The 14986-nt window shown below is 70.8% G+C and carries 15 protein-coding genes; 7 read left to right on the top strand and 8 right to left on the bottom strand.

Features of this window, described 5'->3' with window-relative positions; all coding sequences use genetic code 11:
• The first annotated feature begins 45 nt into the window (after nt 1-45).
• Nucleotides 46-1161, top strand: a complete 1116-nt coding sequence (locus AB0D04_RS02255) for a M23 family metallopeptidase (RefSeq protein WP_362698372.1) — start codon at nt 46-48, stop codon at nt 1159-1161.
• A gap of 4 nt (nt 1162-1165) precedes the next feature.
• On the opposite strand, the gene AB0D04_RS02250 is transcribed toward AB0D04_RS02255, so the two are convergent.
• Nucleotides 1166-2035 (bottom strand): HAD hydrolase family protein, encoded by an 870-nt coding sequence (locus AB0D04_RS02250; protein ID WP_362698771.1) that lies wholly within the window; start codon nt 2033-2035, stop codon nt 1166-1168.
• 86 nt (nt 2036-2121) lie between these two features.
• Nucleotides 2122-3030: an LLM class flavin-dependent oxidoreductase gene (locus tag AB0D04_RS02245; protein WP_362698369.1), complete on the bottom strand. Its 909-nt coding sequence runs from the start codon at nt 3028-3030 to the stop codon at nt 2122-2124.
• A gap of 238 nt (nt 3031-3268) precedes the next feature.
• On the opposite strand from AB0D04_RS02245, the gene htpX reads away from it, so the two are divergent.
• Together htpX and AB0D04_RS02235 are read left to right on the top strand one after the other, a co-directional pair.
• The gene (htpX, locus tag AB0D04_RS02240; RefSeq protein WP_362698366.1) at nt 3269-4168 is read left to right on the top strand and encodes a zinc metalloprotease HtpX; all 900 of its coding nucleotides are present in this window, start codon (nt 3269-3271) and stop codon (nt 4166-4168) included.
• Nucleotides 4169-4252: 84 nt separating this feature from the next.
• Nucleotides 4253-4816, top strand: a complete 564-nt coding sequence (locus AB0D04_RS02235) for a hypothetical protein (protein WP_362698363.1) — start codon at nt 4253-4255, stop codon at nt 4814-4816.
• 79 nt (nt 4817-4895) lie between these two features.
• Here AB0D04_RS02235 and AB0D04_RS02230 read toward each other — a convergent pair whose 3' ends face one another.
• On the bottom strand, nt 4896-5438 hold the full coding sequence (locus AB0D04_RS02230; RefSeq protein ID WP_362698769.1) for an RNA 2'-phosphotransferase: 543 nt from the start codon (nt 5436-5438) through the stop codon (nt 4896-4898).
• Nucleotides 5439-5792: 354 nt separating this feature from the next.
• On the opposite strand from AB0D04_RS02230, the gene AB0D04_RS02225 reads away from it, so the two are divergent.
• Both AB0D04_RS02225 and AB0D04_RS02220 read left to right on the top strand, forming a co-directional pair.
• On the top strand, nt 5793-6377 hold the full coding sequence (locus AB0D04_RS02225) for a hypothetical protein (RefSeq protein WP_362698360.1): 585 nt from the start codon (nt 5793-5795) through the stop codon (nt 6375-6377).
• 4 nt (nt 6378-6381) lie between these two features.
• A complete protein-coding gene (locus AB0D04_RS02220) occupies nt 6382-7722 on the top strand; it encodes a carotenoid oxygenase family protein (RefSeq protein WP_362698357.1) in 1341 nt (446 codons plus the stop codon).
• Between the two features lie 32 nt (nt 7723-7754).
• Here AB0D04_RS02220 and AB0D04_RS02215 read toward each other — a convergent pair whose 3' ends face one another.
• From AB0D04_RS02215 to AB0D04_RS02200, 4 genes are all read right to left on the bottom strand, one after another.
• Entirely contained in the window at nt 7755-8846 is a 1092-nt protein-coding gene (locus AB0D04_RS02215) for a MerR family transcriptional regulator (protein WP_362698354.1), read from the bottom strand.
• A 77-nt stretch (nt 8847-8923) separates the two neighbouring features.
• Nucleotides 8924-9859: a metal-dependent hydrolase gene (locus AB0D04_RS02210; RefSeq protein ID WP_362698351.1), complete on the bottom strand. Its 936-nt coding sequence runs from the start codon at nt 9857-9859 to the stop codon at nt 8924-8926.
• A gap of 45 nt (nt 9860-9904) precedes the next feature.
• On the bottom strand, nt 9905-11713 hold the full coding sequence (locus AB0D04_RS02205; RefSeq protein ID WP_362698348.1) for an SDR family oxidoreductase: 1809 nt from the start codon (nt 11711-11713) through the stop codon (nt 9905-9907).
• Entirely contained in the window at nt 11710-12576 is an 867-nt protein-coding gene (locus tag AB0D04_RS02200) for a M24 family metallopeptidase (protein ID WP_362698345.1), read from the bottom strand. Before AB0D04_RS02200 ends, AB0D04_RS02205 begins: the two co-directional genes overlap by 4 nt.
• A gap of 308 nt (nt 12577-12884) precedes the next feature.
• Here AB0D04_RS02200 and AB0D04_RS02195 point away from each other — a divergent pair, with 308 nt between their 5' ends.
• Together AB0D04_RS02195 and AB0D04_RS02190 are read left to right on the top strand one after the other, a co-directional pair.
• Nucleotides 12885-13928, top strand: coding sequence for an ABC transporter ATP-binding protein (locus tag AB0D04_RS02195; protein WP_362698343.1), 1044 nt, complete (start codon nt 12885-12887; stop codon nt 13926-13928).
• The gene (locus tag AB0D04_RS02190) at nt 13918-14829 is read left to right on the top strand and encodes an ABC transporter permease subunit (RefSeq protein ID WP_362698341.1); all 912 of its coding nucleotides are present in this window, start codon (nt 13918-13920) and stop codon (nt 14827-14829) included. Before AB0D04_RS02195 ends, AB0D04_RS02190 begins: the two co-directional genes overlap by 11 nt.
• Here AB0D04_RS02190 and AB0D04_RS02185 read toward each other — a convergent pair.
• Nucleotides 14774-14986, bottom strand: a 213-nt coding sequence (locus AB0D04_RS02185) for a hypothetical protein (RefSeq protein WP_362698339.1), incomplete at its 5' end; no start/stop codon positions are given. The genes AB0D04_RS02190 and AB0D04_RS02185 overlap by 56 nt on opposite strands.

Here is a 14986-nt window from a genome sequence, read left to right as displayed (position 1 = left end):
GCGTGCTGGAAGGAGCGGGGGGCAAGGCGGGCAGGGGCGTGCGGGGTGAGCGCGTTTGCCCTGGCGGTGTCGGCGGCGGTGGGGATCGCCTCGCCGTACACCCCAAGCGCGAGGGCGACCGCCCTCGGTGAGCACGCCGTGGGCGACCGCCCCGTTGCCGGTCTGCGCGCCGCGGCCGGCCACTCGTCCCGGACGCGGCTGGCCGATGTGAGCCTCGAGGTGATCCGGCTGGGCGAGGCGGCGCGCCGGGCGAGCCGTTCGTACGAAGCGAGAAGCCGCGCGGAGCAGGAACAACGGGCCGAAAGCCACCGGCTGCGGACGGAGCTGGACCGTGCGCGGCGGCTGGCCGACGCGCTGCGCCGCCGGGCCGGTGCGATCGCCGAGGCGCAGTACCGCACCGGCAGCCGCGTCGCCTACATGCTCCACAAGGCCGCTGACCACCGGACGCCGCTGGTCAGCGGGTACGAAGAGGTGGCGCGGCGGGAGCGGGCGCTGGTGGCGCGGGTGGGGACCGTACGGCGCGCGGGCCGCAGGCTGGCGGTCGGCAGCGCGAGGGCGGCCGCCCGTGCGGCCGCCCTCGCCGCGGACCGCGACCGGTTCAGGGAGGTGCAGGCGCAGGCCGACCGCGGTCTGGACGCGGCCCGCGTCGCGCTGGATCAGCTGGCGTCGCAGGCGGCCCGGAGCGGTAACTGCGGCACGCTGCCCAGCGAGGTGAGCACCGCCGCCAGGGCCGCCGCCCCCATGGCCGGCGCGAGCGCGCCCTGGATGCGCCCGGTGGAGCGCTATGAGCTGTCCGCCCCCTTCGGCGGCGCGGGCTCCCACTGGGCATCCGCCCATACGGGCCAGGACTTCGCGGTGCCGGTCGGCACCCCCGTACGGGCCGTGGGCGAGGGCCGTATCGAAAGCCTGACCTGCGGTGACGGCTTCGGGATCAGCCTGGTCGTACGGCATCGCGACGGTCTGTACACGCAGTACGCGCACCTGTCGGCGCCGTTGGCGCGACCGGGACAGCGGGTCGCCCCCGGGGAGCGGATCGCGCTGTCCGGGGGCACCGGCAACTCCACCGGGCCGCATCTTCACTTCGAGGTGCGGCGCACGCCCTATCTGGGGTCCGGCGTGGACCCTGTGCCGTGGCTGCGGCACCACGGCGTCGTGGTGTGAGGCGTCAGCGCGCCTGCAGGATCCGCTCGATGATCACCGCGACGCCGTCGTCGTTGTTGGATTCCGTACGGCGCGTGGTGGCGGCCAGCACGTCGGGGTGGGCGTTGGCCATCGCGTACGAGGTACCCGCCCAGGCGAGCATCTCTATGTCATTGGGCATATCGCCGAACGCGACGACCTCCGCGGGCGAGATGCCGCGCTCCGCGCAGCAGTGGGCCAGGGTGCCGGCCTTGCTGACGCCGGCGCCGCTGATCTCCAGGAGTGCGGTGGGGCTGGAGCGGGTGAAGGACGCGAGATCGCCCGCGACCGTACGGGCCAGCGCCAGGAAGGCGTCGGGGTCCAGGTCGGGGTGGTGGGCGAGCAGCTTGAGCACGGGCCGGCCGACGCCGTCCGGGTCCACGGATGCCGCGAAGTCCTCGTCCAGGAGCTTCTCCGCCGGGGCGACGATCGCGGTCGGGTCCAGGTGGAGCGGCGGGTATCCCGGCTCGTGGTGAAAGCTGCTGGTGCGCTCCACCGCGAAGGAGGTGCTGGGGGCGGCGCCGCGCAACGCGGTCACGACGTTCAGCGCGACCGTGTGTTCCAGGGGGCTGACCTCGACGATACGGCGGCCGCGGTGCAGGTCGACGACGGCCGCGCCGTTCGCGCAGATCGCCAGGCCGTGGCCGTGCACATGGTCGCTGACCACGTCCATCCAGCGGGCCGGGCGGCCGGTGACGAAGAAAACCTCGATGCCGGCTTCCTCGGCGGCGGCGAGCGCGGCGATGGTCCGGTCGGAGACCGTCTTGTCGTCGCGCAGCAGCGTGCCGTCAAGGTCGGTGGCGATCAGCCGGGTGGGCCGGGGCGCAACGGGCGGCCCGGGCACCGGTGGCGTCATCGCGGAGGCGTCAGTCACGCGCCCATCTTCGCGTACCGCGCCGCACAGGCGTGCGCTGGGGCGTGCACTTGAGCTCTGCGGCCCGATCACCCGAGCTGTGCGACCGCCTCGGTGGCGATCTGCTCGAACACCTTCTGGTCGGCGGCGAAATCGGAGTCCGGTACCGGCGCGTGGAGAACGATCTCGTTGAAGCCGAGCTCGATGTGCCGGCCCGCGAAGTCGACGAACGCGTCGAGGGACTCCAGCGGACGGCCGCGGTCCGGGGTGAAGCCGGTGAGGAAGACCTTGTCCAGCTCGGCGATGTCCCGGCCGACCTCCGTGCATGCCTTCTCCAGCTTCTCCACCTGGCCCCGGACGGCTTCGAGGGAGTCCTCGGGGGTGCCCGTCGCGTAGACCTTGGGGTCGCCGGTCGTCACCCACGCCTGGCCATGGCGCGCGGCGAGCTTGAGCCCGCGCGGACCGGTGGCGGCGACCGCGAAGGGGATACGGGGCCGCTGCACACAGCCGGGTATGTTGCGGGCCTCCTCGGCCGAGTAGTAGGTGCCCTGGTGGGAGACCGAGTCCTCGGTGAGCAGGCGGTCGAGCAGCGGCACGAACTCGCCGAAGCGGTCCGTCCGCTCGCGCTGGGACCAGGGCTCCTGGGCGAGCGTGCTCGAGTCGAAGCCGTTGGTGCCGGCACCGATGCCGAGGGTGATCCGGCCGCCGGAGATGTCGTCGAGGGTGATCAGTTCCTTGGCGAGGGTGACCGGGTGCCGGAAATTGGGCGAGGTCACCAGCGTGCCCAGGCGCAGCCGGGAGGTGGCCGTCGCGGCGGCGGTCAGCGTTGGCACGGCGCCGTACCACGTCTGGTCGCGGAAGGACCGCCAGGCCAGATGGTCATAGGTGTACGCGGCGTGGAATCCGAGCGCTTCGGCGCGCTGCCACTGCTCGCGACCGCCCTCGTGCCAGCGGCGGACGGGAAGGATCAGGGTGCTCAGGCGGAGGGAAGCGCTCATGGCGTAAAGGGTACGGGGAGGCCCGTGAAGCCCGGTGTGATGCCGGTTACGGGGCCGTTCGGCGGATGGCGGTCCGCGGGAGGTCTGTTTCACGTGAAACAGACCGCCCTGCGCTTACTCCGCATAGAGCTGCAAAGAGGGAGAATTAGTGCAGCGGCGCAGAGTGCAGGGCGCGGCGCGCGAGGTGACGCGGGAATCGATCCGGCGGCTGCGCGAAGCGCGGTGCGTTGGAGGAGCCATGGCACAGACCCGATTCGCCCCCGACCGCGGGCTGACCTCGCGCATGGTCACGACGATGTTCTTCATCGGACTGCTGTACGTCGTGGTCGTCGGCGTTCTGGTGGTGCTGCTGAAGGGCGCCTGGGTGGTGGTGCTGATCATCGCCGGGGGCCTGTTCGTCGCACAGTTCTGGTTCAGCGACCGGATCGCGGCGTTCAGCATGGGCGCCCACGAGGTCACACCGGAGCAGGCACCCGAGCTGCACGGCGCCGTCGACCGGCTGTGTGCGCTGGCCGATATGCCCAAGCCGCGGGTCGCCATCGCGAATTCGGATGTGCCGAATGCGTTCGCGACCGGCCGTAATCAGAAGAACTCGATGGTCTGCGCCACGACGGGGCTGCTGCGGCGGCTGGAGCCGGAGGAGCTGGAGGGCGTGCTCGCGCACGAGCTCTCGCATGTCGCGCACCGCGACGTCGCCGTGATGACCATCGCGTCGTTCCTCGGCGTACTGGCCGGAATCATCACCCGGGCCGCCCTGTGGAGCGGCGTCGGGCGCGACAACCGCGACCAGAACGCGGCCATCGCCGTACTGATCGTCACCGCTGTCAGCGCAGCCGTCTATGCCGTCAGCTTCCTGCTGACCCGGCTGCTGTCCCGCTACCGGGAGCTGTCCGCGGACCGCGCCGCCGCGATGCTGACCGGCCGGCCGTCGGCGCTGGCCTCCGCGCTGACCAAGGTCACCGGGCAGATTGCGCGGATCCCGACCGAGGATCTGCGCAAGGCCCAGCCGTTCAACGCCTTCTACTTCGCCCCGGCCTTCAACAAGGAGAGCTTCAGCCGGCTGCTGTCCTCGCACCCGACGCTGGAACAGCGGCTGGACCAGCTCGGCCGGATCGCGGCGCAGCTGGGGCGGTCGTGAGGGGCTCCGTAGCGGAAGGCATCGGCCGGCGTACGGCATCGGCCGCCGGAATGTCATCGTCAGGTGAAGGAGAGTAGGTCACGCATGGGATTTCTGGACGCCATTCTGGGCCGCAGCAAGCCGGTACGCCCCGATCTCGACCAGCTCTTCGCGCTGCCGTCCGCGGCAGTGACGCTGCAGGCCGCGGCCGGTTTTCGGCCCACCGGCCAGGGATCGGTGTGCTTCGCGAGCGTCGAGGGCGGAGCGTTCTCGCGGATTCAGGAGGAGGCGCAGGGACTCCTGGGCGGCTCGGTGGAGTTCACGCAGGATATGTACGGCTATACCTGGCTGATGGCACGGCAGGCGCCAGATGATGTGGCGGGCCTGGTCAACGACCTGCACGCGGTCAATACGTCCCTGGAGGAGGCGGGTTTCGGCCCGCAGCTGCTGTGCTCGCTGGTCGCCTTCCGCGACGGGCGGGACCGGCCGATGGCGCTGGTCTACCTCTACAAACGCGGCACGTTCTATCCGTTCGCCCCGCAGCCGGGCGGTGGCGAGAAGCGGGACAACCCACTGGAGCTTCAGGTGCGGGCGATGCTCGCGGACGATCTGAAGATCGAGACGGATCTGGCGCGGTGGTTCCCGGTGTGGGGGGCGCCGGGGCTTTGAGCCGGGGCTTGCGGGGGGGGGCTTGGGGGCGCGGGCCTATTGATTTCTGTGGCCTGTGGGCCTTACGGTGCGGCGCCGCTCAGCCGGGGAAGCGGAGGTATTCCGGCGGTACGTGGGCGGTGAGCCAGACCCCGTTGGCGCTGACCTGGAAGACATGGCCGGTCCGGTGCATCGCGGCCGCATCGACCGTCAGCACGACGGCCTTGCCGCGCCGGGCACCCACCCGGGTCGCGGTCTCGCGGTCGGGGGAGAGATGGACGGCGTGCCGGGACATCGGCCGCAGTCCCTCGCGCCGGATGGCAGCAATGCTGCGGGCCACCGTGCCGTGGAAGAGATACGCGGGCGGTTCGGCCGGCGGCAGATCGAGGTCGACGCGGATCGAATGGCCCTGGTTGGCGCGGATCCGGTCGCCCTCGATGGCGTACCGCCGTTTGTCGCTCTCCGCGACCACCGTCTCCAACTCGGCCCGGGAGAAGCGGAATCCGTGCCGCGTGGCCGCATCGATCAACGCCGGCACCGCAACCCAGCCCTGCGCGTCGAGCGTGATGCCGATCCGTTCCGGCTCATGCCGGAGATGTTTCGCCAGATACTTGGAAATGCGCACGGCGCGCTGACTGTTCATGGCTCCAGGGTCCCGCCCGGCGCGCCCGAAGGCACCTGATTTCCGGGTCAGGCGTTGGCGTCGCCCGCCTCCCCGGCCCCATTTGGTGGTCAGCTTGCCCAGCTCTCCGTAGACCTGGCTCTGTGTGGCGGGCCGGACGTTCGCGAGTGAGGCGTTGAACGTCTTCATCGGGTCGTAGCCTCTGGCCGGGCCTCGGCGAGCAGACCCGGCACAGCGTGTCTCAGGCTCATGACCCACAAATTACCTTCCACTATTGACACGTCAAGACAGGATCTTCTATTTTTGACATGTCGAAGTAGGAGTGTAATCCCGGCGCCATCAGTCGGCACGGGATCGTCGGGAACGAGGGGGATCATGGGCTATCTGCGGAGTTTCATTCCGTGGCTGGTGTTCGCAGGCGTGGGGGCGCTCGGCTGGCAGTGGGGGGCGCTGGCGGCGCTGCTGGTCTCGGCGGGGCTGCTCGTCGCCGACCGCGCCGCGGGCCTTTCCCTGGAGTCCCGGCTGCTGGAATACGGAACCATCCTGTTCTTCGTGGCCATGACGATCCTGGCCTTCGCCCGGCCCGACAGTGGCCTCCGGTTCTACGGCGGGTCCCTTTCGATGGGCTGGCTGGCGCTCTTCTCCTGGCTGTCCATCGCCGTCCGCCGCCCCTTCACGATGGTCATAGCGCGCCGGGTGGCCCCGCCGGAGGTCTGGCACACCCCGCTGTTCCGGCGCATCAATGTCGTCCTCACCGCCGCGTGGGCGCTGTCCTTCACCCTCGGTGCGGCCGCGCAGGCGGTCATCACGGCCAACGATCTCAGCCTGTTCATCTCGATACCCGTACAGATCGCTGGATTCGTCCTTCCTGCCCGCTTCACCGCCTTCTACCCGGACCGGGCCCGCGCCCGGTTCCTGCGGGAGCAGTCCGGTGTGCGGCCCGGTCTCCAGGAGGCATGACGCCATGATCGCCAGTACCGCATCCGAATCCTCGGCGTCCGCGCCTCACATGGCAGGCAACTTCGCGCCGGTGACGGACGAGCTGACCGCGTACGACCTGCCGGTCACGGGCACGGTCCCCCCGGAGCTGACCGGCTGGTTTCTGCGCAACGGCCCCAACCCCCGCGACGCCGCCTCCCGGCACTGGTTCTTCGGTGACGGCATGGTGCACGGGCTGCGCCTGGAGGGCGGCCGCGCCGTCTCGTACCGCAACCGCTGGGTGCGTACCGACTCCTTCACCGACGGCACGCGCGCCGTGGACGAGCAGGGGCGCCGCAACTTCCGGGCGGGAGCCGCCAACACCCACATCGTCCGGCACGCCGGCCGCACCCTGGCGCTGGTCGAGTCGTCCTTCCCGTACGAGGTCGACTGCCGTCCCGGACATGAGCTGGAGACCATCGGCGCCCATGACTTCGGCGGCCGGCTCACCACCGCCATGACCGCCCACCCCAAGACCTGCCCCACCACGGGCGAGCTCCACTTCTTCGGGTACGGCGGCCCCAACCCGCCCTATCTCACCTACCACCGTGCCGATGCGGCAGGGGAGTTGGTGGTCAGCCGCCCCATCGACGTACCTGCGCAGACGATGATGCATGACTTCCATCTGACCGCTGGCCATGTCGTCTTCATGGACCTCCCGGCCGTCTTCGACCGCAGCCACCCCGGCATGCCGTATGCCTGGGACCCGGAGTACGGCGCCCGGCTGGGTGTACTGCGCCGCGACGACCCGTACGGCGAGGTGCGCTGGCTGCCCATCGATCCCTGCTATGTCTTCCACAGCCTCAACGCTCATGACGACGGCGAGCAGCGCATCGTCCTCCATGTCGCCCGCTACGCCGAATTCGGCACCAGCAGCCCGTCCCATCTGTGGCGTTGGACCATCGACCTCGTGTCCGGCACCGTGACGGAGGAGCAGCTCGACGACCAGTTCTGCGAGTTTCCCCGCATCGACGACCGACTCGCCGGACTGCCCGCCCGCTTCGGCCACGCCATAGCCGGCGAGCTTCCCGGCTCGGGGCCGATACCCGGTGCGCTGCTCCGTTACGACCTGCGCTCCGGCGCGGTGACCCGGCACGACTTCGGCCCCGGCCGCACCCCGTCCGAGGCGGCCTTCGCCCCCGCGGACGACCGCCCCGGCGGGCCGGGCTGGCTGCTCACCTACGTCTATGACGCGTCCACCGACACCAGCGACCTCGTCATCCTGGACGCGGAGGACATATCCACCGGCCCGGTGGCGACGGTGCATCTTCCGCAGCGTGTGCCGTACGGCTTCCACGGCAACTGGCTGCCGGATCCCGAGAGGTGAGGACGGGTTGAGGGCTCCGGGGTCTCCGTCGGTCAGCGCCGGGGTGCCCTGTCGCCGGCCGAGCCATCCCGTATGCCCGAGGCGGCCAGCGCATCCATGGTGCGGGCCTGGACCTCGCGGTGGGCTGCGGCGGCGATGAAGGCGGCCGTGTTGTCCGGGCCGACAAGGTCTCGTACGGCCTGGACGGTGTCGGCGGGGAGCGTCACCGTCACCGTCACCGTCTCCGGCCCGGTCGCGGTATGGGGGTCTGCGACCGGCCGGGGGGCGGAACCAGGCGCGGGAGCCGCGACGGCCTCGGGTGCGGGGCCTTGCGCGGGGCCAGGGGCAGAGGGGGGGAGCGGCCCCGGCTCCTCGCCCGTCCTGCGGGGCTCCCCCGGTAGGGCCTCGGCAAGGTGCCGTCGGAGGTATCGCGTGGCCAGGGTGCGCATGGCGCGGGCGAGTTCGGCGTCGATGGTCTGTTGGGCCAGTGGGCGGAGGCGTCGTACGAGGGCGGCGGCCTCGGCGGCTTCGGATTCGGTGGGCGGGTGGTCGAGGAACGGCTGGAAGATGTGCTCGGAGGTGAAGTCGACGAAGCGGGCGGCGATGTGCTCGACCTGGCCGCGTACCTCTCGCAGATGCCCGGAGATGGCCAGAAGCGGGACGCCTGCGGAATGGAGTTCGGCGGCGACGGCGAGTTCCTGAGGGCTGGGGACGAGGAACTCGTCGTCGTGGCCGGGGATGCGTTCCAGGACACCGAGTTCGACGGCCTCGGCCACCGCCGCCTCGTCGGAGGTGCCGCCGAAGGTGGTGTCCAGCTCGGCGCGGCTGATGCGGGAGGCCTTCTCGTCGGTCCATGGCCCGTCGATCTCGGCGACCAGGCCGAGGACCCCGCCGAGATCGAGTCCCGCGTCCCAGGCCTCGAGGAGTTCCTTGATGCTGGCCAGGGTGTAGCCGCGGTCGAGGAGGTCGGCGATCTGGCGCAGCCGGGCCAGGTGGGCATCGCCGTAGACATTGGCCCGGCCGCGGCGCTCGGGGCGCGGGAGCAGCCCGCGGTCCTGATAGGCGCGGATCGTACGGACCGTGGCGCCGCTGAGATGGGCCAGGTCCTCGATGCGGTATTCGGCCGCCGGCGGCTGCTCGGTCACTGCGGTGCTCCTCACAAGATGGCCGCCCGGTTCACAAGATGGCTGTGCGTTCCCGGCCGGGCGTTCCCGGCCGCGCGTTACGAGAGGGCCGCGCGGCCCACCGCACCCGCCGCGGCCCGCGCGGCCGGGGAGGACGCCAGGTAGGCGACGGCCGTGCGCAGCGACCCTTCCTGCGAGGGATGGTACGACCGCCGCAGATAGCGCGGTATCGCCGCTCCCAGCTCGCGCCAGGTGGGCAGCAGGCCTTTGCCCACGGCGCGGTTGTGCTCGCGCAGCGAGTAGCGGGAGCGGACGGTGAGCCGGGGGTCGTGCCGGAGAAGGTAGGCCGCGCCCCAGCCCCAGAGGTACAGCAGGACGGGGGCCGTTACGGACATGCCGAGGACGCGGCGGAGATAGCGGGCGGGTTCCTCGCCGCCGGTGTGCTGGTACATGTCGAAGGCGACGGCGCGGTGCTCGACCTCCTCCGCGCCGTGCCAGCGCAGCAGGTCGAGCATGACCGGGTCGGGGGCGGCGCGGTCCAGGCCGTCGGCGGCCAGCACCCAGTTGCCGAGCACCGCGGTGAACTGCTCGATCGCGGCGATGAGGGAGAGGCGGAAGCGCAGCCATTCCTGTTCGGGAAGGGGTATGCCGAACGGTGGCTTCACGCCCAGGAGGTACTCGAAGAGGAAATCGACATGCCGGGTGTAGGGGCCGGTGTCGAGGCCCTGGTGGGCCAGGTGCTCCAGTACGTAGGCGTGCTGGACGCTGTGCGTCGCCTCCTGGCCCATGAAGCCCTTGATGTCCTTGAGGAGTTGCTCGTCCCGTACCAGCGGCAGGGCCTCCTTGAAGACCTTGACGAACCACCGCTCGCCCGCCGGCAGCAGCAGATGCAGCACATTGATGACGTGCGTGGCGGTGGGCTCGTCCGGGATCCAGTGCAGCGGCGTCTCGCGCCAGTCGAACGAGACCCGCCGCGGCGTGATCGGGTGGCGCTCCTGCGGATGTGGCGTACGTGGCGTGCGTGATGTGCTCATGCGCGGCTCCTGACGTGCGCAGTTCTCTCCCAGGGGGATCGGTGGCTACAGCGGCGGCTCGATACGGGCGATGGCGCGCAGGGCGCGCGGGGCGAAGCGGGACATCAGATGGGCGCCGCGCGCCTCGGGGGTGACGGGAACCACCGCCTGGTTGCGGGCCACCGCGCGCAGCACGGCGTCGGCGACCTTCTCCGGCGGGTAGTTGCGCAGCCCGTACATCCGCGCGGCCTTGGCCTGGCGGCGCTTCTCCTCGTCCGCCGAGACGCCGGCAAAGCGCGAGGTGGTGGTGATGCTGGTGTTGACCAGCCCCGGACAGATGGCCGAGACGCCGATGCCCTGGCCCGCCAGCTCGGCGCGCAGGCACTCGCTGAGCATCAGGACGGCCGCCTTGGATGTGCTGTAGGCGGGCAGGATCTTGGACGGTTGGAACGCGGCGGCCGAGGCGGTGTTGACGATGTGGCCGCCCTGCCCGCGGTCCGCCATCCGCTTGCCGAAGATCCGGCAGCCGTGGATGACGCCCCACAGATTGACGTCCAGGACCTTCTTCCAGTCCTCGGTGGTGGTGTCGAGAAAGGAGCCGGACAGGCCGATGCCGGCGTTGTTCACCAGGACGTCGACGGTGCCGTAAGCGGCATCCACCGTGTCGGCGAGCTTCTCCATGGCCGCCTCGTCCGACACGTCGACGGTCTCGCCCCAGGCCTGCGGGGCGCCGATCAGCCGCGCCATGTCGGCGGTCCGCGCCGCGCCCTCGGCGTCCCGGTCGACGGCGATGATCCGCGCGCCGGCCTCGGCGAAGGCGAATGCCGTGGCCCGCCCTATGCCGCTGGCAGCGCCGGTCACCAGCACCAGCTGGCCGCCGAAGCGGTCGGCATACGGGCCGGTGGCCACCACCTTCTTCGCCGGGTCGCCTTCCTCCTTGGCGTCGACGAACTCGGTGATCCAGGAGGTCAGCTGGTCGGGCCGGGTGCGCGGAACCCAGTGCTTGGCCGGGAGGGTGCGACGTACCAGCTGGGGCGCCCACTGCTCGAGGTCGTCGTAGAGCCGCTGGGACAGGAATGCGTCGCCGGTCGGGGTGATCAGCTGGACGGGGCAGTGTGCATAGGCGTCGGCGCGCGGGCGGCGCAGCCGGGGGAGGACGTTGTCGCGGTAGAGCCAGGCACCGTGGGAGGCGTCGGTCGGCAGCGAGGGGGTCGGATAGCCGCCGGCGGGCACCTTCTCCACCCGCTGCAGAATTTTTGGCCAGCGCTTGCCGAGCGGGCCCTTCCAGGCCAGCTCGGGCAGCATGGGCGTATGCAGGATGTAGACGTACCAGGACTTGGCGCCCTGGTTGATGAGCTGGGCGGCGCGCCGTGGGGTGGGCCGCGTCATCCGCTTCTTGATCCAGTGCCCGAAGTGGTCCAGGGACGGGCCCGACATGGAGGTGAAGGACGCGATCCGCCCCTCCGTACGCCGGACCGTGGCGAATTCCCAGGCCTGTACGGAGCCCCAGTCGTGGCCCACCAGGTGGACCGGCCGGTCGGGGCTGACGGCGTCCGCGACGGCCAGGAAGTCGTCGGTCAGCTTCTCCAGGGTGAACCCGCCGCGCAGCGGCTTCGGCGCCGTCGACCGGCCGCAGCCCCGGACGTCGTAGAGCACCACATGGAACCGCTCGGCCAGCCGCCGGGCGACCTCGGACCACACCTCCTTGCTGTCCGGATAGCCGTGCACCAGCATCACCGTGGGCCGCGCGGTGTCCCCCAGCTCGGCGACGCACAGTTCGACACCGCCGGTACGCACCCGGCGCTCCCGAGCACCCTGGAGCCCCTCGCCCTGACTCTGACCCTGACCCCGCCCCTGGCTCTGTCCCGTGTTCACGCGGCCTTCTCCTCCTGCCAGCGCCGCACATGCGGCAGATCGTCGTCCAGCCAAAAGGCGCTTTCCTCGGGGTCCTTGGAGTCGGTGACGACCAGGATCTCCTCGAACTTGGCGCCCGTACCCCGGAAGCCGAGGTGGGGTTCGACCGCCCACAGCCCCGGCTGCGGCGGATGGTCGGAGAAGGTGTACGGGCTCCACAGCGGCGACCAGCCGTCCCGGTGGCCGTGCAGTGCATCGGAGGCGAGGCCCTTGAGGGACTGGGTGCCGAAGCCGAAGAGGGTGGGGGACCAGCGGCGTTCCCTGACCCGGTCGATCTTGTGGGCGATGACGCCGAAGGGATAGGCGCGGTGGCGGTTGGCGTAGCCCTGCCGCACCATCAGCCGCTCCACGTCCTCGTATATCTCGCGCAGCGAGCGGCGCTCACGCACCTCGCGCAGGATCAGCTCGCGGTGCGCTTCGAGGTCGGCGAGCAGTCGGTCGTGCACGGGGTTGAGCCCGAGGCAGCCGGAGTAGCCGATGTCGGCGGTGAAGCCTTTGTGGACCGGCGCCATGTCGAGGATGAAGGCCATGCCCGGTTCCAGCTCGCGGTTGGTGGGGAAGAACTGGAGCGGAATGCGGAAATTGACGAAGGCCGTGCGGTCGCCGAACCACGCGAACGGCAGATGGAACCAGTCCCGCACGCCGCGCTCGCGCAGCCACTCCCGCTGCATCCGCGCCGCCGCGCGCTCGGTGACCCCGGGCTTGAGCTGGGCGGCCACCGCCTCCGCGCAGTCGTACGCGAGCCGCTGGACCTCTCTGAATCCCCGTAGTTCGGCGGTGAGTTCTGCGGGTCCTGCTGAGGTCGCTGAGGTGACTGAGGCCATCGCCAACCGTCCGTCCGTAAGCGGTTCATCGCGGTACGCGCTCGTAACTTGACACTGATGAATGTGACAATGACCGGCGGCTGCGTCAAGGGGTGTGCATAACGGCGTGGCACACCGCACGGCACCGCGCTGCACTGCCGCCCGGCTCCGTGCGGGTCGGCCTCCGCGGCGAGGGACCCTGAGATCAGGTCCGCTTCAGGCATGACGTCCCCTACGGGTCCGTAATACCGGAGAGGTACGCGGGGGGTGGGCAGAGACCATTACGTGGGTTGACGACCGGCGCGCGGGCCGCCTCTACCGTCGTAGACGTGACTGTGATCGTGACCGAAAGCCTGAGCAAGCGGTTCCCGCGGGTGACCGCCTTGGACCGGCTCTCCGTTGACATCGCCCCCGGCGTGACCGGCCTGGTGGGTGCCAACGGCGCCGGAAAGTCCACCCTGATCAAGATCCTTCTCGGCCTGGCCCCGGCCACCGAAGGGACCGCCCATGTCCTCGGCCTGGACGTGACCAAGGACGGCGGCGCCATCCGTGAGCGGGTCGGCTATATGCCCGAACACGACTGCCTGCCGCCGGATGTCTCGGCCACCGAGTTTGTGGTGCACATGGCCCGGATGTCCGGCCTGCCGCCGACCGCCGCGCGCGAGCGCACCGCCGACACGCTGCGCCATGTCGGCCTCTACGAGGAGCGCTACCGCCCCATCGGCGGCTATTCGACGGGTATGAAGCAGCGCGTGAAGCTGGCCCAGGCGCTGGTCCACGACCCGGAGCTGGTGTTCCTGGACGAGCCCACGAACGGCCTGGACCCGGTCGGCCGGGACGAGATGCTCGGCCTGATCCGTCGCGTCCACACCGACTTCGGGATCTCCGTCCTGGTGACCTCCCACCTCCTGGGAGAGCTGGAGCGCACCTGCGACCATGTCGTCGTCATCGACGGCGGCAAGCTGCTGCGCTCCTCCTCCACGGACGAGTTCACGCAGGCCACGGCCTCGCTGGCGGTCGAGGTCACGGACACCGACCGCTGCCCGGACGGCACGGCGGCGCTGCGCTCGGCGCTGGTCGCGGCCGGCGCCGTGGTGACCGACGCCGCGGGCGCCGAGGGCCTGGCCGCCTCGGGCCATGTGCTGTACGTCGAGGCGTCCGGTGAGGAGACCTACGACCTGGTGCGGGACACCGTCGCGGGTCTGGGCCTCGGCCTGGTCCGGCTGGAACAGCGCCGGCACCACATAGCCGAGGTCTTCCGCGACGCGGACGCGGCTTCGGCCGCCGCCGCGCGGCCCGTCACCCCCGCCACCGCAGGCGCCCCTGGCGCCCCGCATGCCATCCAGGACGGAGGCGCCTCCGATGCCCACTGACGCCACGACGCCCGTCTCCGCCACGCCTGGCGGGGCCTTCATCCACAACATCGGCTACCGCCACTACGACGGCCCCCGCCTGGGCCGCGCCTACGCCCGCCGGTCGCTCTTCTCGCAGAGCCTGCGTGGCGCCTACGGGCTCGGCCGCTCGGCCAAGTCCAAGGTGCTGCCGATGCTGCTATTCGCGGTGATGTGCCTGCCCGCCGCGATCATGGTCGCGGTGGCGGTGTTCACCAAGGCCTCCAGTCTCCAGGTGGGGTACACCCAATACGCCGTCTACCTCCAGGCCGTCATCGGTCTCTACCTCGCCGCCCAGGCACCGCAGTCCGTCTCCCGCGATCTGCGCTTCAAGTCGGTGCCGCTGTACTTCTCCCGCCCCATCGAGCGCGTCGACTATGTGGTGGCGAAGTTCGCGGCCATGGCGAGCGCCCTGTTCATCCTCACCGGCGCACCTCTCCTGGTGCTCTATGTCGGTGCGCTGCTGGCAAAGCTGGACTTCGTCGACCAGACCAGGGGGCTGGGCCAGGGGCTGGTCTCCGTCGCGCTGCTCTCCCTTCTCTTCGCCGGGATCGGCCTGGTCGTCTCCGCGCTCACCCCGCGCCGCGGCTTCGGCGTCGCCGCCGTGATCGCCGTCCTCACCATTCCGTACGGTGCCGTGACCGCCGTCCAGGGCATCGCCTCGGTCCAGGGCAGCGAAGCCGCCGTCGGCTGGCTGGGGCTGTTCTCCCCCATCACGCTCATCGACGGCGTGCAGTCGGTCTTCCTCGGCGGAAGCAGCTCCTTCCCCGGCGAATTGCCGCCGACGACCGCCGCCGGATGCGTCTATCTCCTCGTCACGCTGATGGTCATCGCCGGCTCCTACGCCCTGCTGATGCGCCGCTACCGGAAGGCCGGCCTGTGACCGCCCGCCCGTCGCCCGCCACCACCCCGGCAGGAATCGCTTCGCGCTGCTCCTTCTTGTCGCCGTCGCCCGCCACCACCCCGGCAGGAATCGCTTCGCGCTGCTCCTTCTTGTCGCCGTCGCCCGCCACCACCCCGGCAGGAATCGCTTCGCGCTG

The organism is Streptomyces sp. NPDC048483 (assembly GCF_040651455.1).
Taxonomy (GTDB): domain Bacteria; phylum Actinomycetota; class Actinomycetes; order Streptomycetales; family Streptomycetaceae; genus Streptomyces.
The sequence above is the reverse complement of the archived record's forward strand: the minus strand, read 5'-3'. Positions and strand labels throughout refer to the sequence as shown.